The organism is Alteromonas sp. ABM1_013, assembly GCF_056160505.1.
This window is the reverse complement of the sequence record NZ_JBSWXH010000005.1, coordinates 195,258-215,959: the sequence shown is the minus strand read 5'-3', so window position 1 is coordinate 215,959 and position 20,702 is coordinate 195,258. Positions and strand designations below refer to the sequence as shown.

At 42.7% G+C, this 20,702-nt stretch carries 20 protein-coding genes; 8 read left to right on the top strand and 12 right to left on the bottom strand.

Annotated elements, in window-relative coordinates:
* Positions 1 to 31 precede the first annotated feature (31 nt).
* Positions 32 to 2,206, top strand: coding sequence for an exodeoxyribonuclease V subunit alpha (recD, locus tag ACXAGK_RS15725; RefSeq protein WP_474856948.1), 2,175 nt, complete (start codon positions 32 to 34; stop codon positions 2,204 to 2,206).
* A gap of 54 nt (positions 2,207 to 2,260) precedes the next feature.
* On the opposite strand, the gene ACXAGK_RS15720 is transcribed toward recD, so the two are convergent.
* Positions 2,261 to 2,656, bottom strand: coding sequence for a hypothetical protein (locus tag ACXAGK_RS15720; RefSeq protein WP_474806277.1), 396 nt, complete (start codon positions 2,654 to 2,656; stop codon positions 2,261 to 2,263).
* 284 nt (positions 2,657 to 2,940) lie between these two features.
* Between ACXAGK_RS15720 and ACXAGK_RS15715 the strand changes: the two genes are divergently transcribed.
* On the top strand, positions 2,941 to 3,321 hold the full coding sequence (locus ACXAGK_RS15715) for a VOC family protein (protein WP_474856947.1): 381 nt from the start codon (positions 2,941 to 2,943) through the stop codon (positions 3,319 to 3,321).
* Between the two features lie 29 nt (positions 3,322 to 3,350).
* Entirely contained in the window at positions 3,351 to 3,686 is a 336-nt protein-coding gene (locus ACXAGK_RS15710; protein ID WP_474856946.1) for a hypothetical protein, read from the top strand.
* Positions 3,687 to 3,726: 40 nt separating this feature from the next.
* On the opposite strand, the gene ACXAGK_RS15705 is transcribed toward ACXAGK_RS15710, so the two are convergent.
* From ACXAGK_RS15705 to ACXAGK_RS15695, 3 genes are all read right to left on the bottom strand, one after another.
* Positions 3,727 to 4,368, bottom strand: coding sequence for a DNA-3-methyladenine glycosylase (locus ACXAGK_RS15705; RefSeq protein ID WP_474856945.1), 642 nt, complete (start codon positions 4,366 to 4,368; stop codon positions 3,727 to 3,729).
* Positions 4,369 to 4,386: 18 nt separating this feature from the next.
* Positions 4,387 to 4,605 (bottom strand): hypervirulence associated TUDOR domain-containing protein, encoded by a 219-nt coding sequence (locus tag ACXAGK_RS15700; protein ID WP_474856944.1) that lies wholly within the window; start codon positions 4,603 to 4,605, stop codon positions 4,387 to 4,389.
* Between the two features lie 164 nt (positions 4,606 to 4,769).
* Positions 4,770 to 5,654 (bottom strand): EamA family transporter, encoded by an 885-nt coding sequence (locus tag ACXAGK_RS15695; RefSeq protein WP_474856943.1) that lies wholly within the window; start codon positions 5,652 to 5,654, stop codon positions 4,770 to 4,772.
* Between the two features lie 277 nt (positions 5,655 to 5,931).
* Between ACXAGK_RS15695 and ACXAGK_RS15690 the strand changes: the two genes are divergently transcribed.
* Both ACXAGK_RS15690 and ACXAGK_RS15685 read left to right on the top strand, forming a co-directional pair.
* Positions 5,932 to 6,381: a GyrI-like domain-containing protein gene (locus ACXAGK_RS15690; protein WP_474856942.1), complete on the top strand. Its 450-nt coding sequence runs from the start codon at positions 5,932 to 5,934 to the stop codon at positions 6,379 to 6,381.
* Between the two features lie 198 nt (positions 6,382 to 6,579).
* Positions 6,580 to 7,434, top strand: coding sequence for a hypothetical protein (locus ACXAGK_RS15685; protein ID WP_474856941.1), 855 nt, complete (start codon positions 6,580 to 6,582; stop codon positions 7,432 to 7,434).
* Positions 7,435 to 7,451: 17 nt separating this feature from the next.
* Here the strand turns inward: ACXAGK_RS15685 and ACXAGK_RS15680 are convergent, their stop codons facing one another.
* Positions 7,452 to 7,940: a hypothetical protein gene (locus tag ACXAGK_RS15680; RefSeq protein WP_474856940.1), complete on the bottom strand. Its 489-nt coding sequence runs from the start codon at positions 7,938 to 7,940 to the stop codon at positions 7,452 to 7,454.
* Between the two features lie 107 nt (positions 7,941 to 8,047).
* Positions 8,048 to 9,238, bottom strand: coding sequence for a DUF3500 domain-containing protein (locus ACXAGK_RS15675; RefSeq protein ID WP_474856939.1), 1,191 nt, complete (start codon positions 9,236 to 9,238; stop codon positions 8,048 to 8,050).
* A 304-nt stretch (positions 9,239 to 9,542) separates the two neighbouring features.
* Here ACXAGK_RS15675 and ACXAGK_RS15670 point away from each other — a divergent pair, with 304 nt between their 5' ends.
* The 3 genes from ACXAGK_RS15670 to ACXAGK_RS15660 are packed head-to-tail and all read left to right on the top strand — an operon-like array spanning position 9,543 to position 11,682.
* Positions 9,543 to 10,427 (top strand): YHYH protein, encoded by an 885-nt coding sequence (locus ACXAGK_RS15670; RefSeq protein ID WP_474856938.1) that lies wholly within the window; start codon positions 9,543 to 9,545, stop codon positions 10,425 to 10,427.
* 12 nt (positions 10,428 to 10,439) lie between these two features.
* Positions 10,440 to 11,045 (top strand): toxin-antitoxin system YwqK family antitoxin, encoded by a 606-nt coding sequence (locus tag ACXAGK_RS15665; protein ID WP_474856937.1) that lies wholly within the window; start codon positions 10,440 to 10,442, stop codon positions 11,043 to 11,045.
* On the top strand, positions 10,996 to 11,682 hold the full coding sequence (locus ACXAGK_RS15660; RefSeq protein WP_474856936.1) for an SCO family protein: 687 nt from the start codon (positions 10,996 to 10,998) through the stop codon (positions 11,680 to 11,682). Before ACXAGK_RS15665 ends, ACXAGK_RS15660 begins: the two co-directional genes overlap by 50 nt.
* Positions 11,683 to 11,836: 154 nt before the next feature.
* On the opposite strand, the gene ACXAGK_RS15655 is transcribed toward ACXAGK_RS15660, so the two are convergent.
* The 6 genes from ACXAGK_RS15655 to ACXAGK_RS15630 all read right to left on the bottom strand — a co-directional run bounded on the left by ACXAGK_RS15655 (position 11,837) and on the right by ACXAGK_RS15630 (position 20,567).
* Complete coding sequence (locus ACXAGK_RS15655) at positions 11,837 to 14,677, bottom strand: TonB-dependent receptor domain-containing protein (protein WP_474806291.1); 2,841 nt, start codon at positions 14,675 to 14,677, stop codon at positions 11,837 to 11,839.
* A gap of 603 nt (positions 14,678 to 15,280) precedes the next feature.
* Complete coding sequence (locus tag ACXAGK_RS15650) at positions 15,281 to 17,023, bottom strand: GGDEF domain-containing protein (RefSeq protein WP_474856935.1); 1,743 nt, start codon at positions 17,021 to 17,023, stop codon at positions 15,281 to 15,283.
* A 300-nt stretch (positions 17,024 to 17,323) separates the two neighbouring features.
* Positions 17,324 to 18,364 (bottom strand): methionine synthase, encoded by a 1,041-nt coding sequence (locus tag ACXAGK_RS15645; RefSeq protein ID WP_474856934.1) that lies wholly within the window; start codon positions 18,362 to 18,364, stop codon positions 17,324 to 17,326.
* Positions 18,365 to 18,516: 152 nt separating this feature from the next.
* Positions 18,517 to 19,506, bottom strand: coding sequence for a DUF1852 domain-containing protein (locus tag ACXAGK_RS15640; RefSeq protein ID WP_474856933.1), 990 nt, complete (start codon positions 19,504 to 19,506; stop codon positions 18,517 to 18,519).
* 171 nt (positions 19,507 to 19,677) lie between these two features.
* Positions 19,678 to 20,040, bottom strand: a complete 363-nt coding sequence (locus tag ACXAGK_RS15635) for a DUF6768 family protein (RefSeq protein ID WP_474856932.1) — start codon at positions 20,038 to 20,040, stop codon at positions 19,678 to 19,680.
* A gap of 5 nt (positions 20,041 to 20,045) precedes the next feature.
* The gene (locus ACXAGK_RS15630; protein ID WP_474856931.1) at positions 20,046 to 20,567 is read right to left on the bottom strand and encodes an RNA polymerase sigma factor; all 522 of its coding nucleotides are present in this window, start codon (positions 20,565 to 20,567) and stop codon (positions 20,046 to 20,048) included.
* Between the last annotated feature and the right edge of the window lie 135 nt (positions 20,568 to 20,702).

The window sequence follows — 20,702 nt, the reverse complement described above, 5'->3', positions numbered from 1 at the left end:
TGGCATCAAGGACAATATAGTTAGGAAAATAATGAACAACAATCAACATTCTGTATCGTCGTTTTTCGATAACTTGTTTGGCATCGAAGCTATCGACAAATTTGTCGCAAAAGAATTTGGCTTTATCGATGAACTCGCACAAGAAGAGAGGTTTATCTGGGCAGGAGTACTGGCGTATTTGTCATATATGCAGCGTAATGGGCATAGCTGTATCTATCTTAAAGAAGTAGCTGGAACAACCCTGTTTAAGGAAGACGACACCGGGCAAACCGTTGGTTCGATGACCGAAGTGCAAGAACGCGAAAGTGCATCATCTATTCACAATTCCCAAGCGGTCATATATCAACAAGAGCCAGAACAAGCCCTTAAGACAGGTTTAGTACTACCTCAACTTACGCCTTTACTAAAAATTGTAAAAAGCGCTTTGGAGAACGAACAAGTTGCTCAGCTATTTGTTTATGAAAACGGCAGGCTGTATAGCCGTCGCTATTATGAGTTTGAACAAGAGGTAGCGCGAGACATAGTGAAGCGAGCGGCGCTTACGCCGTTAACAGAAGACGCAAATGATAAAGTAAAGCAGCTGTGGCCCACTATATTCCCTACCGAAACTACAGATAAACAAGATTGGCAGCAAATTGCTGTTGCTAAAAGCTTGATGCAGGGGTTTTGTGTCATAAACGGTGGGCCTGGAACGGGTAAAACCTATACCGTGTTACGTCTATTACTGGCGCTACAGGCGTGTGACAAAGACCTAAATATTGTATTGGCTGCCCCCACCGGTAAAGCGCAGCAACGTATGACCGAGTCTATCGTTAACAGCATTGAAGGGCTTCGTGGCAAGGTGGAAGATGCTGCGCTTGATAACGTGCCTACTGATGCTGTAACGCTGCATAGATTGTTAGGTTTGCGGGAATACGGTGTATCGACCAAGTACAACCAGCACAACCAATTAGCCGCCGATGTGCTCATCGTCGATGAGGCAAGTATGGTCGACCTAGCGTTAATGACGCGCATTGTTCGCGCATTGCCAGACCATGCACGACTGTATTTTATCGGTGATGCCGACCAGCTTCCAGCCGTTGAACTTGGCAATGTGTTAGAGCAGCTAGTTAGTAACACAACACGCTTTGACGTAGAAGAGAATGCATCGCCGAGCGACGAAAGTAGCTTACACATTGATAGCGACCCACTTTCATTGGGGGGCGTACCCTCGTTAATGCGCCAGCATATTGCTACGCTGTGCCCTCATCTTCCTATGTTACCTGTTAATGAGCAAGCCAAAAGCTACGTGGCAACATTACAGGCACCGCAGCGTTTCAAAGGCCAAGTAGCAAAAGTAGCAACGGCAATCCAGAAAGGGGATGCTGGTGGAGCGATCGCTGCCATCACCGAAGAAAGCGATGAAAGTAGTAAAACCGCAAACCTAGCTGCCACCACTAAGTCACGCTTAAAAGAAGGCGTACGTTTATGGTCAGAAGGTGAAGTTGATAGTCGTGATTTACATGAATTGGCTAAAGAAAGTTTCTTTCCCATATTTGATGCCGATAGTGCTGAAGAAGCGCTTAACCGCCTAAACTATGTTAGGTGGCTCACACCGGTTCGCAAGGGTGCAATGGGAGTAGAGGGCCTAAATAGCTTGGTGTTCGATGCCATCAAGCACAAAATTAAAAAGCGAGAAGGGCACTTCTATCAAGGTCAGCCCATTATGATTGTAAAGAATCATCATCCACAGCGGTTATCTAACGGTGAAGTAGGCGTAATCTGGCCTGATAGCACGGGTAAACTGTATGCATGGTTTTACCAAGACGCCAAAGGTGCAGACCAACAAACCTCGTCAGGTACGGTCGAGAATGCTACTGGCGTACAAAACCAAATGCAAAAACAAGCGCTACGCAGCATATCGTTATCTAGAGTGCCGCAGTTTGAAACCGTATATGCCATGACCATTCACAAGTCCCAGGGCTCTGAATTTAACCACGTTGTACTTATACTGCCTAAGCCCGATAGTGAGAAAGCCGCCAACCTATTTCATCGGGGGCTAGTGTATACCGGCTTAACCCGAGCCAAAGATGGTTGTTTGATCATTTCAGACAATACGACATTTAGCCACATGGTTCAGCGAGTAGATAAGCGCTATTCAGGGTTGTCAGAAGCAATCAGCCTGCACTTAAAGAGCACATCAAACGCCACCGCAGTAATCGAGTAGATGAAAATGTACTCTGACCCCAAAATTTGGGGGTCAGAGTACATTTCTGCATTGTTATTTCACAGGCGTAAAAAGACATAGGCCGTGTTTGTTGATTTCGATAGGGGTCTTGCTAATTAGGTAAATGCGGGTTGGGGCGGTTACGCGCAAAATGCCGCCTTCAGCGTTTAAAAACTGTGAAGGAAAAAGCACAGAAATGTCGTCATTTTCTAGGCGGTTAGTTTCGGCTTTTATGGAGAAGTGCGACAAGCCGAAGTGATCTAGCCAACCCAATATATTATTGGGTGTCGCAACAAAATGGTCGTGCTTTAAAAAGCTGCTGTGTAATGTAATGTTCGCACCGAAAACAGGTTTGTTTTCTATCGCCATCTGCGTATTCGGCTTTATATGCAGCCGATATAGCCCATGTGACTCCGGCACAATATCATCATTTGCATCTGTATTATTCACTAGCGTTAGCATACAAAGTTTCACGAGGTAATTCTGATGACTTTATTGTGGAGGAGTTACGTTTTTCCTGCGTTGATGTGGATCAAGCGGAAGCAATGCTAGTCTAAAGCGTTTACAACTGCGCCAATATAGAGGTATGAACAAGTGATTGTTCATAAGACAGCAGACTCAATGAAGTTTTCTAAGGTATTATTAGCTTTGGCTTGTGACGACCTAGCGGTAGCTTGAGGTAATCGCGACTATGCTAACGCAGTTTAGATATCTTACATAAGGAGCAAGTGCTCATGGAATTGAATCAAGTTACACTGCCTGTTACCAATATGACTGAAGCGGTTGAGTTTTATCTTACACTTGGGTTCACCCAAATCGTTGATACACCACATTACGCAAGGTTTACTTGCCCTGAAGGCAGCTCTACGTTTTCACTCTCTTTAGAAAGCGAAAGCGTACAAAATCACAGCGTGATTTATTTTGAGCATGAAGCGATAGACGAGCTATATGCATCGCTTGTAGAAAAGGGTATTCATTTTGAGCAGGCGCCAACCGAACAACGCTATCTGTGGAAGGAAGCTATTTTAAACGACCCATCTGGCAATAAAATAAAGCTTTATTGGGCGGGGGAGAACAGAGTAAACCCGCCTTGGAAAGTAGACATTAAGCGGTAACCGTTAAAATTAAAAACCCGAGATAACCAGTGACAAAAAACCAAATAAGCGTGTACTTTCGCTTAACAAAGTTAGATGCCATGCAGGCCTATACGCTAAAAAGAGAAATTAATGGCGCTTATTTTATCAAGCGCGAAGGAAATGTTGATGATCAAGAGATTGATGTTTTTGTCGGTATGGTACCTTTAAAAGAAACGCTGTTCGACGAACTCAACGACTATGTTATACGCCAGCAAATTCAGTACGATGACTGTGATATTTTTGTAGAAGCGAAAAATGCTAATGGGGATATCGCCGTACCAAGAGTAGTAAACAAACTGTTGAAGTATATAGACTGTAAGCTTACATATGCCCTAACTAACTAGGCTTGAGTAAAGATAGTGCGAAGTGCGGTATTAAGCCTGTTCATACACCCGATTTCAGTGTGAAGCGCCAAGGTAGGCTTGTATCATCCCGTGTGGCATGCGCTTCGCTTTTATCGTCTTTTCTATCTTCGTTTTTATCTTCTCTGGCGTAATCTATGCCTATGCGGGGTGCGCTGGTAATACTTTTGGCGGCGTTAAATTCGGCGTTGCTCTCAAACCAGATAGTATTGTTGTTTACCACGGGTTCGCCATTTAGCGCTGGTGTTAACGCTAAAGCTTGTGAAAGCTTCGCTGGGCCAGAACATAAGCTACGCACGGCAACGTTTGGCCCTCGTCTTTCCTGCATTATATCTAAGCCCACGGTAGGACTGATTGCTCGGATAAGCACAGAATCAGTATAGCCCACCTCGTTAGTGACAATATTGAACATGCTGTGGTAACCGTAAACCGTGTAGATGTAAGCGATGCCGCCCCTTTGTTCTAGCGTTGCTATAGATGAAGGCCGGCGCAATAAGTGCTTTTGCATGGCGAGATCCCGTTCACCGCAATAAGCTTCAGTTTCTGTAATCATTCCTCCGGTAAGTGAATCACCGACACGACTAAAAAGAAAATTGCCAACAAGTGACCTAGCAATGTTGACCACATCACTGTCAGTGAAAAAAGAAAGCTGTATCTTTTTCAAAGTAGATTGAAAAGTAAGTTAAGACGACTTTTTGATTTCGCTGTGAGATTTTAAAACCTTACTGCCGTCGTCTTGTTCAATAAGATAGGCTGGGTCACTATCGCTCGCTTCACGCTTTACCGATGAACCTTTAATAGTGCGTTCAACATCGCTAGTGAATTTCTCTCTTATATTGCCTGTGGCACTGCCATTACCCCATTCCCATTCAACTTCTGTATTTACCGCGTAGTGCTTCATCATCATTCCCTGTTGCGTTAGTTTTACTACTTACACAGTGTTAAACGGTGAAAATAGCCGCTTAGTTCATAAAGCAATACAGCGGAAAGGCGAAAGGTAAAAACAAAGCCAGGTAAGGTACAGGTAACTATGGTAAAAAGAGCTAATAAACAAAGCTTGAAACCCTAAGAAAGCGTTTCAAGCTGCTTTTGTTTGGGCACTTGTTTTTGAGTAGCAGAACTTCCAGCGGTAGCTATGACCACTAAAGCTACTGCAAGCCACTGAGTCAGTGTAAGGGTTTCATCAATAATGACAAACGCTGCTACCGCTGCAACAGCAGGCTCTACACTCATCATTATGCTGAAAGTTTGCTTGGGCATATTGCGCATTGCACTCATTTCTAAGGTGTAGGGAATAGCGGATGAAAAAATTCCTACGGCGCAGCCTATGAGGACCGCCTCTGAAGATAGCAAAGCACTACCTTGACTCGCTATACCAATGGGTACCACACAAATGGCGGCTACTAGCATACCTAAGGTAACCGTAACGCCGCCTGAACCTTCATTGCCTGTTTTATTACCAAACACAATGTAGCCGGCCCAAAAAGCTCCTGCGGTTAGCGCTAGCATTACGCCGATAGGATCTAGGCTTTCTGCTGATGCACCGAAAATATCCGGTAGCAGTAAACAAACGCCAACAACGGCCAAAATGGCCCACGCAAAATCACGTTTTTTTCTTGCGCTAAAAAAGGCCACCGCCAATGGTCCTGTGAATTCAAGCGCAACGCCTATACCTAAAGGAATACGCGCAATGGCAAGGTAGAAGATGATATTCATTGCCCCCAAACAGGCGCCATAAATAATGACGTTTCGCCATCCTCTTGCACTTAAGTTTGCTTTCCAAGGTTTGAAAATTACTGTTAACACCAAGGCTGCGAAGAATGCGCGCAGGGCGCTTGTACCTTCAGGCCCCACGATAGGAAAGAGTTGTTTGGCAAATGATGCTCCCGATTGGATCGTTATCATGGCCAAAAGCACTGCGAGTATGGCAAGTAAAAAACGTCGATTCACAATGTATTGCAGTTTCAAAGAGTTAAAACAGGATTATATTTGTTCTGAAGGCGAAATGCTCGTTGATAAGCGGGAAAATTCGAAAAACTAGGTTTTATAACAGCTTAAACTACAGTTTTACCAAGGCGTTTATATCTTCTTGAAAAACAACTTATTTCACTTTCCGCGTGATGAACGAGTTGTTTATTTTCGACAATGCAAAGTAGTGGCGTAATATACGTTTATTATGCAAGTAACATCATTGTATTACCTAAGCAAATTATGAAGGAATATTGATATGGAAATAAGACACCTTTCTGCTCCATTATACATAAGCGGTTTTTCGGTGGTAACGAATAACGAAGCTGAGTTTTCTCAAGACGGAAAAATTCCCGCACTATGGCAACGCTTTGACAACACCATACCTGTGGATTATGTGGGCGGTGAGCGCGTGTATGGGGTGTACTTTAACTATGAAAGTGATCATGCTGGCAATTTTTCAGTGTTAGCAGGCTATGATGGTGAGAAAGAGCCAGAAAATATAGAAGTCGAAAACATCACTATTCCACCGGGGAAGTATTTTGTTTTCACGAAGCAAGGAGAAATGCCGCAAATCGCTATTGATGCATGGACCGATGTTTGGAAATACTTTACCCAAGAAAACGCGAAGTATGAAAGGACGTTCACGGTAGATTTCGAGCACTATGTAAACGGCAATCACATTGATGTATATATAGCGATAAAGTAATGCTTTTTAGCGGACTTGTAATAATCCGCATGAAATTGGAAGTAGAAAACTAGTTGCTATCGCTAGCGTGCTTTATACTGGAATGTAGATTACGGCGTGAAGTCGTCGATATCCACTTAATTTCAATGATTTTAAATACACGAGGTTTGTGTCTAATTACTAAAGAATCAGTTGATGTTCCTCTTTTAAGGAAAGCAATTGCATAAGCTTACCCAATTACACATAGACATCGCTCGAAATGCCACGGACGATTTCAATTTATTTCACGACCCTATGCGTTGGCAGTGCATTTCGGGTAACCCCTTTCAAGGCACCATAGCGCTGGGGTTTCAACTTGGCCTTTATGTAGAAACTCAAATTAATCAAAGTGCCCCTGCCATCGAGCAAAGACAATATTCAGTTTACGAGTTTACTTTCGTTAACCCAGCGAAAGTGGGAGACGACCTCAATCTAGTATTAAAACGCGCCCGTGTTGCTCAAACGGAAAAGGGTGATCAAGAATCGCAGCGTTTAATTTTAAAAGCCTCGGGCAAAACTTGTTTAATGGGCTTTTATCGTCAGTCCGACTACCAGTCGATTACTTCCTCGTTATTGAAATATAGCAAAGACCAAGTTTCAAAGAAGGCTGACCGAACGCTGTTAGATGAAGGCGTTTTTTTAAAACGAAAGTGGATGATTGTTGGCAACGTTAAAAATTATTTATTAAGCGCTTTCGCTGACCAAGCACAGTATGTAGATGAGTTTGCGAATAAGGTCCATTTCCCCAAATTTTACCCGCTTTCTTTGATGTCATCGGCGATGTTAGAAAGGGCGCAGGCCCTTGATTACGACTTAATACAAAACCCTATGATCTATGTTTCGCAAAACATGTGCATCGACAACCAGCAGTTAGCACAACTTAAAAGCAACGACTGTCTAAATATATTGGTTACGCCTGTTGATACAGATCCCTGCCATCTTACCTGCGCAGGGTGGGTGAGTAGTGAATCTCCGCTGTTCTGTGCAGAGGTAAAGCTGATGCCGTTGTCTGATATGCTACAGTCAAATAAGTAACCACTAAGTGCTTTCGTTCAACTAGCCGGGGAGAGGACATGCACGGTAGGATTACCATTAACTTCGCTGTAAACAAAGTCTGTAAGTTTCGTTTTACCGCTTTGCGCACTCTCAAAAAATACCGCTACCCTGTGGCTTCTTATCTCATGCATAATCGCGTCATAGCGCAGGGCTAGCGGGAACAAATCACGCTGTAGTCTTCCGGTATCTAATGAAAATTGCACTTTAACCCGTTTATAGTTTCCTACATGCTCATTAAATGCTTCAGTAACTGTAAGGGAGTACAATGAGGGCGATAAGAATGCGTGTTTTGACTGATCATTGACGGGTTTAAGTTGAATATGCTGGCTGAAATACTGATTTAATTGTGACTTCTCTACACTTGTTAAATCGCCGAGATTGGAAGCACGCTCTATGAAGTCTAGTTCTGGCGCTGCAATTATAAACTCTTCTAAAGGAAAGCTTAAAGATAATGCCGCTTTCGGATCTACATCCTTGAATACCAATTCACTGCCCGGTAATGAATGGGCATTTACGGAGCATGTGAGCGCGGTTAAACAGCATAATAAAGCGCGCAAAAATAAGTGAAAGCCCTTCGATGTTTTTGAGGTTATCACTGGTCTTGCCCACCATAATCGGTTTGTCTGTCACGCCAAACCGAGTGAGGGTGGTTACCTGGTTTATTTGTAGACTTATTAGATTGCATTGAGAATTCTATCCAAAGAGAAGGACCGTGAACGCGCACATAATCATCCTCAGAGTTCAGCGCTGTCGTACCAGAGAATCCAATAACCGTACTATCAAACTCATTTGCATATTTCTCCATGTACTTAATAGCTTCGGTTTCATTGATATCACCGACATAGGTATAAATGGCTTCTTTTAGCAAAGAGACTTGTTCCTTAGATAAAGAGGACACCGCTAAGCCTTCTTGGATACTGGGTATGGCATCATCGAACTGCGGGCCTGCAATAATGTCTCTGTAAGTCCCTTTTAAGGTCGCTTGTTCTTGCTGTTTGCTGGTGAGTGAGGTGAGCAATTTTGCAAACGCATCGCGTTCTTGCAAAAGCGGTTTATTTTCACGCCCGTTCATTTCGAAAGAAGGGAAGGGCTCAATTCCCCGAAAGGAAGGCGTAGCGCCGATAAGCTTTCCGTTGTTATAAGTATTTGAAAAGGCGAAATGGTGACCGCCGTAATATAGTTCCCAAAGTCCGTCTAATGTGGGCTCACCTAAAAAAGCGAGTTTACCGTTGTAGGACGAATACGCCGCCTTATAGTCGGTGCTAATGGTGCCAATGTAGTCATCGGCATTAAGTGTTTGCACCATCTCGTCAAAACCTTCATCCATGGTTTCACTAGCGGCCTCTTTCAAAATCGCTTTAACAATGCCCCTTTGCTCAATGGAAAGTTCACCCAGAAAGATACCGGGGCGCTCGGGGAAAGCACCGGCTGGTAAATTACTCCAGTTTTTCGCCTCTTCCACAGAATATTCGGTTTGTATGTGTGATAACGCGTCTTCAGATAAGGTTGATTTTAGCAGTGAGGTGAGACATATCAGCGACGTAATATGATCATCATTCTCGCATTCGTCTGTTGAAACAGGAACACTAATATCACCCATAAGCGTACCTGTATCGCCCATTCGAGCTTTTATGGCTAAGGTCTCAGGCGTGTCGGGGCGCGGAGGCGGTGGACCATCCGGATGCGGGCCTTTTGGGTGACCTTGAGAAAATGCAAAAGGTGATAACGCGAGGGCGATAGCAAGAATACTGGTAGAGACTTTGAATCGATTAGATACGTTCATGGGCAAGTGTTCCTGCTTTATTAGGGCTACTTAGTGACTTTAATACTTCATTAAAGTAATTCAATCTCTTTACTATTTCATTGAGAACAATATGGATCAACGCCGACCACTTTGTGACTCTGACAATGTGTTTACCTTTATAGTTATCAACGCTGCGCTACAAATAATGATAAGTAGTGCCATTGCAGTTTTATTGGCGCTATTTTCATTACTATTTGTGCACTTTCTGCACATTCTCTGCACAAACTTTCAGTATCGTTCAGTTACAAATTAATAAAAATTACGGTTACTGAGGTAGTCAGTTATGAAAAAGTCTATTTCTTTGGCGCGTCCATTAATCACAATGGCGATGGTTGGAGCGCTCGCCGCTTGCGGGGGCACAGACGATAATAGTTTAACCGCCGATGCCGACTCATCTACAGACAGCGGCGTAGATTCAGGCAGCACTGGTAATAGTGGCACCGATAGCACTGCCGGTACCTGCAATAATCCGGCAGCAACCTTACCCGCCATTTTCTTAGAATTTAACGCCTCACCAAACGTGACTGCTGTACTTTCCTCAGACGGCTGTACTGTAACCGTTGAAGCGAATGGCAAGCCTAACCACACTTCTTCCTATTGGGATTCAGGAAATGAAAGCGGCCTTTACGTAGCGCCTGAAGACGCAGATTTATTCGATCAACAGCGCTCACCCGGAGATATCGAGGATTATGTTAATTTGTTTCAACTTACGGTACCGGTAAACCCTGAGTTGGCTGACTCTTCTTCTGCGACTCCGTTAGGTGCAATAGGCATTGCTACCAGTGGTGCGCCTATTTTTAATGACTCTGAAGGTAACGGCGATGTCTCACTGGGCGTAATTCAAGGTTTTGATAGAAACGGTGCACATACCGGCCCACAAACCTATCATTATCACCTTGAACCTAAAGCCATTACTTATGACGACGATAGCTTGGTAGGTATTATGTCAGACGGCTTCTTTATTTACGGTAGACGTTGTTATTCAAGCTCCGACTATCCCACCGATCTCGATGCATCAAACGGCCATGTGGGTATCACTCAATTCACCGACCCGTCAAATGAAGAAGGCGAGTACCATTACCATGTCTCAACTGAACAATACCTAAACGGCGATTATTACCTTATTTTTCCAGGCGATTTTCAGGGTACGCCAAACTCAGTGAATTAAGCTGCGCGTTTTATGAAGTATTTAATCGCTTTAATCATAGGGATGTTTGCATTAAGCGCGGTTGTGTATTTAAAGCCCCTTTTTCATGGGAACGAAAAGCAGCCTGTGTCTAATAGCGACATTTCGATAAGTCGCGAAGGTCTTCGTATATTTCAAGGTAAGCCTTTTACTGGAGAAGCTGTCACACGATACCCGAACGGGGCTATTGCAGCTCGTGAGCAGTTTAAAAGCGGCCGACGTCACGGTGAAACGAAGAAATGGTTTAAAAACGGCACACTTGCGTTTAGCGCCACTTTTAACGACGCGAAACGGGAAGGGGAAGCAACTAGCTGGTGGGCTAACGGCAATATACGTTCAAAGCGTTACTTTGAAAAAGGAAAAATTCAAGGTGTTGCTATGGAATGGTATCGCAGTGGCGAAATATTCAAACTCTTTAATTTCAAGTCAGGGCAGCCAAACTGGCTACAGCAAGCGTGGCTAAAAAACGGCAAGCTGTTTAGTAATTTTGAGTACAAAAATGGCCGAATATTCGGCTTAAGAAAAGCAAATAACTGTGTTGGATTAGAAGATGAAGAAATTTCTATTGATTACTATCGCCTGCAATCTGCTGGTCTGTAGCGGTTTTTCCCATGCTGAAAAGCCCGAAGGATTGACCGAAAAAAACAACAGCGCCAATGTTGAAGAGTTGCCATACTACCAAGATGCCTCGTTTTCGCCTTATTGGTTATCAGAGGGTGAAGTAGACTTAACCTCTTTTCACAGTATTCCAGCCTTTAGCTTTACCGACCAAAGCGGTAACATGATTAGTAACGAGGATCTCGATAACAAAATTTACGTCGCGGGTTTTTTCTTCAGCACGTGCCCAGGTATTTGCCCTACAGTGCGTTCGAAACTTATACGAGTACAAGAAACGTTTAAAGGAAATGATGACGTAAAAATAGTTCAGCATTCGATAAGACCTTCAACAGATACTATCGAAGTACTGCAAGCCTATGCTAGTAAAAACAAAATAAATAACGAGCAGTGGTATTTGCTAACCGGTGATAAAGGCGAAATTAATACTATTGCCAAACAAGCTTATTTTGCCAGTGAAGATTTAGGTAATGTTCAAAAGAACAAAGATTTTTTGCATACAGAAAGCCTGTTACTTATCGATAAAAACAAACATATTCGGGGAATATACAATGGCTTAAATGCCGCCTCTGTTCAGTACTTGATAAAAGACATCAAGACCTTACAGAACGACAGGTCTTAGTGGGTAGGTTAAAGGGCAAAGGTAGGCACCGAAACTACCACTATAACAAGTTTTAAAAGAGCCCAAACTTTGCTACTTATCTCAGGTAAGAAAAGCTCAAATAAAAAAACCGGCGTAAAAACGCCGGTTTTTGGTTTACGTACTAAATCGTAAATTACATTTTGTACGCTACGGTTACATAGCCAAAGCGACCGATGTTGTCATAGGCAGCATCGGTTGAGCCAGTACCGGTTGTACCCGTAGGTAGTGCACGGTTAAACAGGTTATCAATACCCACGGTTAGGCTTACACCATTCTTAAAGTTGTAACCCGCAGTTACATCAGTTACTGCGTATGAAGGCAGTTCCATACGGTTACTTGGGTTAGGGTTACGTGCTAGCTCTTGATTGTCGTAAATGCTTGCGCGCTCAATATAGCGCGTTTTCCAGCTTGCTTCCCAATCGCCACGGCTGTAGTTAACCGTGAATACACCTTGCCAGTCAGACTCACCAGCAGTGCCAGCGTTTTGATAAAATAGCTCTGGGTTGTCTTGGAATGGAAACTCTTTACGATCTTTAAGGTAAGTTGCAATTAGGCTTGTACGGAACGCACCTTCAAGTGCATCAAAGTCATAGCCTAATTCGAAATCTACACCTTTTGCTTCTTGACCCGCAATGTTTAGCGCGTAGCTGCGAATTTGGGTAATTTCGCCTGATTCTGAATCACGGTCGATAAGACCACAGTACGGATTATCGATGCCTGTTTCAGAGTCAACGCAACGGTCCAGAATAGTTTGACCATCAATGTTGGTGATCGCGTCAGTAAGTTCAATTTCCCAGTAATCGACTGTCGCCGTAAAGCCTTCAAACCAAGCTGGGGTATAAACTAAACCTAGGGTTTTAGAGATAGACTGTTCTGCTTGAAGGTCGATGTTACCACCGTTTACGCCTTCCAACGTTGCCGCATCATAGTCAGAGTTGAAGTCTGCCGGAACGCCAAGTGCTGCGCAGTTAGCAATACGTTGGTCGGCATTAGCTAGGTTTTCTAGGTTATCTGTACGGCATGGATCGTCAACATTGAAGAACGTCTGGCTGGCTTCACCGTAGAGCTCGCTAATGTTCGGTGCGCGAAGGGCAGATGACTTAGTTGCTCTAACACGTAAGTCTTCAAAAACCTGCCAATCTAAACCAAGCTTCCAGCTTTTCGCGTTGCCAATAGATGAGTAATTAGCAATGCGCGCCGCTGTGTCGAACGTAAGCATATCTACGCCTGGTAAACCTTCAAGAAGCGGGATAGTAACTTCAGTAAATACCTCAGAGACGTCGTATTCGCCCTTGTCTTCGCCTAGCGCATTGAAGAAGGTGCCTGCAGCGTTGTCTGGCTCATCAATTTCACTTTTTTCTTTGCGGTATTCAACACCTGCTGCGAAACCTACATAGCCTGCTGGCAGCTCGTAGATACCTGAATTTGCGATTGTTGCACCTGCGTTGTACTGCTCAATTTTGCTAGTACCTACAGACGTGGTATTTACATAGTCGATAGCTGCTTGTGAGGCTTGACCGTATCCCATAATATTTAGAGGTACACAGCCATCTTCGCTACCTGATGCACAAACAATGTTACCATTGTCATCTTCGACGGCATCTATTGCGTTGTAGAAGTTTTGCAAAATCAGGTTATTGCGGTTTTCACGCTCCAGCTCTGTTTTACCGTAGTTTACAAACGCTTCGTAGTTCCATTCATCATTGATATAGCCTTCTACACCTAACACGTAGCGATAGGTTTCACGCTCATCAGCTTCCGTACGAACACCTAAATCGGTCATCATGCGGTTTAGTACAATGCTATCAAGACCGTTTGCGTCCATGTACTCAGCAACACTGTCATCCAAGAATGCATTGTTGCGCGTTATAGTTGTTTCGTCGCTGTAGAAAAAGAACGCTGGTTGCGCCATAGAAATAGCACGTGTGCGTGCGTATTTAGCTTGCGCATATACCGTAGTGTCGTCATTAAGTTCGTAGTTACCTTTAACGTTTAGGTTAGTACGGTCAAATTCTGGCTGTAGCTGTGTGAACTGGCGAAGGTTGAAAGAGTCACAGTTTGCGCAGAAAACACCATCTACTTGGTCACCAATATAGATGTCTTTAATTGAACCGTCGGCGTTGAAGGTTTTCGTGCCATCGCCGAATACACCTGCATTGTTTATTACGTAGTAACCCGCGTTAGCAGTGTAAATATCATCTGGGTAGGCCGTTGAATCTAGCTGATCTTCACTGCGCTCGTAACCCATGATGCTTTCAAAGCTCATGTTGCGATAGGGTGTAGCAGTCCAAGGGTTGTCTAAAGCATCTAGTGACTCTTGAGAGCTGTATTCAGCGGCAAAAGCAATATTGCCGCGATCGTTGTCAAAGTTAAAACCATAAGACGCTTGGTACTTATCATTTTTATAACCGTTTTCCTGCGCAAAGCCTTGTGTTGCGCTGATATCAAACCCTTCAATATTCTTTTTAAGAATGAAGTTAACTACACCGGTCACAGCGTCGGCACCGTATACGGCAGATGCACCGCCGGTTACGATTTCTACGCGCTCAATCCATGACGTTGGAATAGTGTTGGTATCGACAGCAGCAGTACCCGCTGATGAAGACACGTGGCGCTTACCGTCAACCAAAACAAGCGTGCGGTCGGTGCCCATACCGCGAAGGTCTAAAATGTTTAAACCCGCAGTACCGATGAATTGACTTGAGTTACCTAGCGAGAACGTATTCGCCAATGAAGGCAGTTCGTTAAGCACCTCTCCAATGTTCATCGCGCCAGAGTTAAGTAGTGACTCGCCAGAAATAGCGGTAACAGGCGAAGGTGCGATTGCGCCCTGACGAGAAATACGTGAACCTGTAACTTGAATTTTTTCAACATCAGCGCTAGCTGTCGTTGAATCTTGCGCTATTACGTTGCCAGATGTCAGAGCGACACTACCAGCCAATGCTAACCGAACAGCAGTTGCAATGTTTTTCATGGATTGTTCCTAATGAATTAGAATGTATATGCTTGTTGTTAAATAAGGCCCAAAATTGTAGGCAAGCCTTACCATGTCGATTTGTATTCGGATTTATACTTACGTCTAAGAGGGCGCGCATTCTAATGAGCAGGAACAAGCGAAATCAATTTTTTTCGATGAAACAACGCACTCCCTTTAGGTGGTTAACATTTAATTAATTTCTGATTAAATAGTAGGGTTTTGCTATGTATTGCGGGTATTGTTTTAAACGTGAGCAGATCTAGTTTCTTTCATAACCAATTGTTCAAATTGTGGTGTGAATGAGCGCTTATTAACCTAATTTCACCTTGAGCTCACTCCAATAAAAATACAGATATTGCAACCGAAATTTTGGGGATCTGGTTTGGCAGGTCAACTATTGGTCATATGAAAATTAGTTTTGCATTTCAGCGTAATAATTTGTGCTTTTATCGACGCGCTGAGAGTGTTAATTAAATTGTTGCGAATAGGTTAATTATGGGCGGCTTCTTCTTAATTTTGACCACTCACTACCACCCTAATTACACGCGAGGGAAATGTGTTGCTCACCGTCGTGCTATTAATTGAGGATAAACAATCAGACTAAATATTAACTCGGTTTTTGCCCGAGTTTTTCGATTGGTAAAGTGCTTTATCTGCGTTTTCAAACAAAGCTTCAAAGTCGTAAGCGACCTTAGGAGCGCTCGCTACGCCAAAGCTTGCTGTAAGTTTGAAGTGTTGTGAACTTGATTGGTTCGTGAGTTCTATTTGTTTCCGGCAGCGCTGGGCAACTGTCATAGCTTGTTCTAAATCACAGTTAGGTAAAATAATGCCAAATTCTTCACCACCCAAGCGCCCGATGTAGTCATCTGGCCTGCAACCTTTTAATGCAGCATTAACCGCACTCAGAAGCGCTTGATCGCCTACCTGGTGTCCATAGGTGTCGTTTATTTTTTTAAAATCATCTAAGTCAAAAATAATTAGACTAACAGGCCTTGCATGCTGATCAGCATAATTTATAAGCTCAGCTGATATTTTCGTAAAGTATGTGCGGTTGGCTATACCCGTAAGTCCATCTCTCTGCGAGATTTTTTTTAGTGCAATGTAATGGCTTCGTTTTTTGTACAGCCAAAAAGCTATTACTAAAAACGCCATAAATAGCACAAGATAAATAAGCCTGCGTATATTGCTTTCCTCCTGCGCTAGCTGTGCCTTGGCTTTTAACAGGGAGTTTTCCGCATCGAGTAGAGTAATTTTGTTCGATTTTATTAAACTATCTTGTTGTGCTTTATGAATGCTTAACATTTTATTGCTCATACTAGATAAATTAAGCGATCGCGCTTTTGCATAGTCTTTATGTAACTGCAGCGCCTTTTCATAATTTTGCTGTTTTTCTGCGATTTGATATAAGACTTCATAAGCATCTATGTCAGAGATGACTGCATAACCCGTATCTTCTTCCTCGCCTAGTACTTTGTAAGCGTATTCTTGTGCTTTCTCATACTCTTCGCGTAAAAAATAGATTTTGCTTAATAATGCGTAATACTCTTCTAACAATGGTGGATATTTAGTACTTTCAACTTCGTTTAGATGCGAATTTAACACCGCTAATGAAGCTTCAATTTCGTTTTTGTTGTACAGATAAGTAGCGTAGTGTGTGTAAATAGCAATAAGCGCTATCTTTTCTTCTGCATTTTCACAGTAGTTTAGCGCCTTAGTAAAACTGTCTTCAGAGAGTGAATCATTCTGTGTAGAGACTAAAGCAACGATAAGCTGCATGTGTAAAAAGCATGTGAATCGGGGAGAGTGTTGCCCGTTAATCAACGAGTTTCCATAACTAATCACCGTTTCTTTCTCGTCAATAGAGTTGTAAAAGTTAATTATCGCATTGTGGGCTTGTTCCTTAACTAAGGGATCAGTGACCTTGTCTAAATTCTCAGTTAAAAAATCCATAGCAGAGAATGCCTCAGCCCAATTTTGGGTTGCAGCATTGAGCGCAGCAAGCGCTGCGTATGATTGAAACTGATAGCGAAACGAATAATCACCGTTTGCAATGTGTTGATACGCTTCTGAGGCACCCAATAGGTCTCCAGCTACAAGCTCCATATAAGCTGCAGTAAAATCATAAAGCTCCTTATCATCTTCGCTTAAGCTTGATTTATCTAAGCTTTGAAACAGCTCTTTCGATTTCTGAGGGTTTGAACTTCGTATCTCATAGGCTTCTTCTAAAATGCTATTACCACTCTCAGCTGCAAATGAAAGAGAAGAGGAAATTGAAAAAAGTACTGTTAAGATGCTAAAGGTTACTAATTTAACTTGGCTTTTTATTAATAGTTTTAACGTCATTATCGCTTTGAACAGTGGAGTTAGCTACAACATGTAATCTGCAACTCCCTTTCTGTCAAAATTGACGTTACATAAATGCGTCTTCTGATATCGGGAGCGAGGCTATTGTTTTAGTTTAGACAAAAAATGAATAAATGCTTCTGATGCCTAATAAAAATTATATAAACGTTAACCGATTAGACGTTGGTCTGCAAAAAAACGGGGGAGCAGTGTTTAGTTAGCTTATGAAAGTAAAGGGGAGCAAGTTTGCCTTATTCCAAACTTGCTTTAAAGATATGAAGGAAGTTAATAAAACTAGCGTTAAGCAGAGCGCTTAAGGGTTAATTCTCGTCTTACTATCGCAGCACCAGCGCTAAGGGCTTCAAGTTTCCCTCTGGCAACATCTCGTGAAAGGGGAGCCATGCCACAATTAGTACAAGGGTAGAGCTTATCTGCGTCTACGTACTTCAATGCTTCGCGCAAAGTAGCGGCGACTTCTTCTGGCGTTTCTATGGTATCAGTGGCAACATCAATGGCACCTACCATCACTTTCTTTCCTTTTAGCAAGGAAATGAGTTCAATGGGTACGTGGGAGTTGTGGCATTCCAATGACACCATATCGATGTTCGACTTCGCTAGCTTAGGGAAGCTTTCTTCATATTGACGCCATTCTGAGCCTAGCGTTTTCTTCCAGTCGGTATTTGCTTTAATGCCGTAACCGTAGCAAATATGTACCGCAGTTTCACATTTTAGCCCTTCAATAGCGCGCTCTAGCGCAGCAATTCCCCATTCGTTCACTTCATCAAAGAATACGTTAAACGAGGGTTCGTCGAACTGAATAATATCAACGCCAGCAGCCTCTAGTTCTTTCGCTTCTTGGTTTAGAATCTTGGCGAATTCCCACGCGAGCTTTTCGCGGCTTTTATAGTGATCATCATACAGGGTATCAACCATAGTCATTGGACCTGGTAACGCCCACTTAATAGGTTGATCAGTTTGGCTTCGTAAAAACGTGGCATCTTCAACGAATACCGATTTTGGTCGTTTAACTGCTTGCGTTACAACAGGTACGCTCGCGTCGTAACGATTGCGAATTCGTACAGTTTTACGATTCTCAAAATCAACACCGTCGAGGTGTTCAATAAACGTGGTTACAAAGTGTTGTCGGGTTTGCTCACCGTCACAAACAATATCGATGCCAGATGCAGCTTGCTCTTGAAGCGTAACGCGAAGCGCATCTTTTTTACCTTCTTCTAAGGCATTATCTTTTAGTTTCCATGGCGACCATAACGTTTCAGGCTCAGCAAGCCATGAAGGTTTTGGAAGACTGCCAGCAATAGAGGTGGGGAGTAATTTTTTCATGTGATTCGTATTCTTTAAGTCAGTATTTATTGTGAATGCCTGTGGGGCAGGCTGCAGCGCCCCATTAAAGTTTAGAGGCTCGCCTAATCGAGATGTCGATTGCATCTGGTAAACTGCAATTCACAAGTTTCCAACCGCCAGTTCCAGAGGATTTATCTAGCGTAACTTGCTGTAAATTGCTGTAGCTTATGTTGATAAGGCTTAATAAAGTTCTCTTCCACGAACTTGCCTTGCTCTACGGCGAGGTGACTGCGTTCGTCGCGGTCGTACACAATGCGTGTTAACGAGTGATCGCTATTTTTCAAATTTGGTTTGTAGCTTAAACCTGCTTGCGCGTTAGCGTTATAAATTTCAGGACGATAGATTTTCTGAAACGTTTCCATTGTCGCGATAGTGCTTATAAGCTCTAAGTTTGTGTAGTCGTTTAGTAAGTCGCCAAAGAAGTAAAAGGCGAAGGGGGCGGCACTGTTAGGCGGCATAAAATAGCGAACGTTTAAGCCCATCTTTTTGAAATACTGCTCGGTCAACGAGGATTCGTTAGGTTGATATTCAACGCCTAAGACAGGGTGCTGGTTTTCCGTTCTGCGATAGATTTTGTTGTCAGAAACACTTAAGCAAATAACAGGGAGTTTTGAAAAGTGCGCTTTATAGGCTTCAGAGTTAACGAAATACTGAAACAGTTTACCGTGTAAATCGCCAAAATCGTTAGGAACGCTGAATGACGATTGGCCACGATTATGATTAGAAAGACGAACGCTAAAATCATAATCTCGAACATAAGACGAGAAGTTGTTGCCCACAATACCTTGGGTGCGCTTCCCCGTTTTTTTATCGATAATGTTAGTTTGCAAAATCTCAATCGTAGGGAAGGTTTTGCCGTTACCCTCTACATCAATATCTACCGATACTATTTCTAATTCAACAGCATAGCGATCGCCACGCTCATTGTCCCAACTAGCCAACGCGTTAAACCGATTGTTAATCATGCTCAACGCATCGCGTAAGTTTTCTTTTCGGCGCTCACCTCGCGCTAAATTAGCAAAGTTAGTGGTAATGCGCGTGTTGTCTGAAGGGCGATAATCTTCATTAAACTGAACGCTGTTAATAGTAAAAGAGAAATTTGTATCCACGATATTGTTCATGAGAATGCGCTTCTATTCCTAAAATTAAACCGAGTAATGTAAATGCTGTAAAAGCTATGAGTACGTTATACCTAGGTTTAACTATGAATAAAAATGACTTAATTTCATTTTTTTATGAATTAATCTCATTATTTGGTGGTGCTAAGTAATTGGCACCTTTGATTTGCCTCACTAGTTATTTTTTTGTGTAGATAGACGCAGTTCCATCATGCGTAACTCACGAGACAGGATATTTCGGTTTGTCTGCATAAAAATCCACAACTTAGTTGCGACCTGCGCATTGAAAGAAAGGATTAGCAATACTCCCCAAAACAATTGTTCTTCTGGCATAACGGTAAAAAACTTAAAACCTGCCCAAAACATTACAATCGATAATACTATTGCAATGGCATAGCCTAGCTTCATGATGCAAGAAAAATTTTTGTCAAAACCATATTTCAAATAGTTAAACATACCGCCGTCGAGCATAGCGTCTAACTCCTGTGCTTGGTTTTTAAGGGTTTGCGAAATTTCTTTATCAAAATCGTTTTTCATTTCAGTTACCTTTCTTCTGTTTGTTCTAATAATTGCTTGAGTTTCTCGCGCGCTCTATGCAATCTAGATTTCACCGTACCAAGCGGAGAGTCGATAATAAGTGCTATTTCTCGCACGGAAATATCGTTTAAATAATACAGTGCTATTACCTCGCGCTCCTCATCTACGAGCTTTTCTAGCAAAGGAAGCACAAAGGTGTCGTCGTTTTTACTAATACTGTTAGATTTTTCTGGAATCGTCGACGACGAGACTTCTTTTGCGGTTTTTCTGTGCCAGTCGGTAATTTCCCAACGCAGTGCTTTAAATAGCCAACTTCTAAATAGTGATACATCTTTAAGTCGCATTACACGTTTTGAGACTTGCAGCCAAACGTTTTGAACTAAATCTTCTGCGACCATAGCGTCACCTATTCTTATCGCTGCGTACTTACGCATGCTTGCATGTAATAGTGTGTATAGTTCACCTAAAGCCTCTGTTTGTCCGGCTTGTAGCTTTAATACTAATATTTCAATCTCTGCTTCTTTCATACGCCTAGCATTAATTCAATAAGTGCTAATAGGAATTTCATCACCAAATAAAGTATTTCTATAAGCATTTTTGTTAGTTTCCTAATAAAAACAATAGAAAGACGAAGCTGGGCCTAATTTGGTTCGCGACTTTTT

Coding starts and splice junctions, on each gene's coding strand:
- ACXAGK_RS15670 (WP_474856938.1), top strand. CDS start 9,543: ATGAAAAAGTCTATTTCTTTGGCGCGTCCATTAATCACAATGGCGATG.
- ACXAGK_RS15665 (WP_474856937.1), top strand. CDS start 10,440: ATGAAGTATTTAATCGCTTTAATCATAGGGATGTTTGCATTAAGCGCG.
- recD (WP_474856948.1), top strand. CDS start 32: ATGAACAACAATCAACATTCTGTATCGTCGTTTTTCGATAACTTGTTT.
- ACXAGK_RS15660 (WP_474856936.1), top strand. CDS start 10,996: ATGAAGAAATTTCTATTGATTACTATCGCCTGCAATCTGCTGGTCTGT.
- ACXAGK_RS15645 (WP_474856934.1), bottom strand. CDS start 18,364: ATGAAAAAATTACTCCCCACCTCTATTGCTGGCAGTCTTCCAAAACCT.
- ACXAGK_RS15635 (WP_474856932.1), bottom strand. CDS start 20,040: ATGAAAAACGATTTTGATAAAGAAATTTCGCAAACCCTTAAAAACCAA.
- ACXAGK_RS15700 (WP_474856944.1), bottom strand. CDS start 4,605: ATGAAGCACTACGCGGTAAATACAGAAGTTGAATGGGAATGGGGTAAT.
- ACXAGK_RS15630 (WP_474856931.1), bottom strand. CDS start 20,567: ATGAAAGAAGCAGAGATTGAAATATTAGTATTAAAGCTACAAGCCGGA.
- ACXAGK_RS15655 (WP_474806291.1), bottom strand. CDS start 14,677: ATGAAAAACATTGCAACTGCTGTTCGGTTAGCATTGGCTGGTAGTGTC.
- ACXAGK_RS15690 (WP_474856942.1), top strand. CDS start 5,932: ATGGAAATAAGACACCTTTCTGCTCCATTATACATAAGCGGTTTTTCG.
- ACXAGK_RS15640 (WP_474856933.1), bottom strand. CDS start 19,506: ATGAACAATATCGTGGATACAAATTTCTCTTTTACTATTAACAGCGTT.
- ACXAGK_RS15650 (WP_474856935.1), bottom strand. CDS start 17,023: ATGACGTTAAAACTATTAATAAAAAGCCAAGTTAAATTAGTAACCTTT.
- ACXAGK_RS15715 (WP_474856947.1), top strand. CDS start 2,941: ATGGAATTGAATCAAGTTACACTGCCTGTTACCAATATGACTGAAGCG.
- ACXAGK_RS15675 (WP_474856939.1), bottom strand. CDS start 9,238: ATGAACGTATCTAATCGATTCAAAGTCTCTACCAGTATTCTTGCTATC.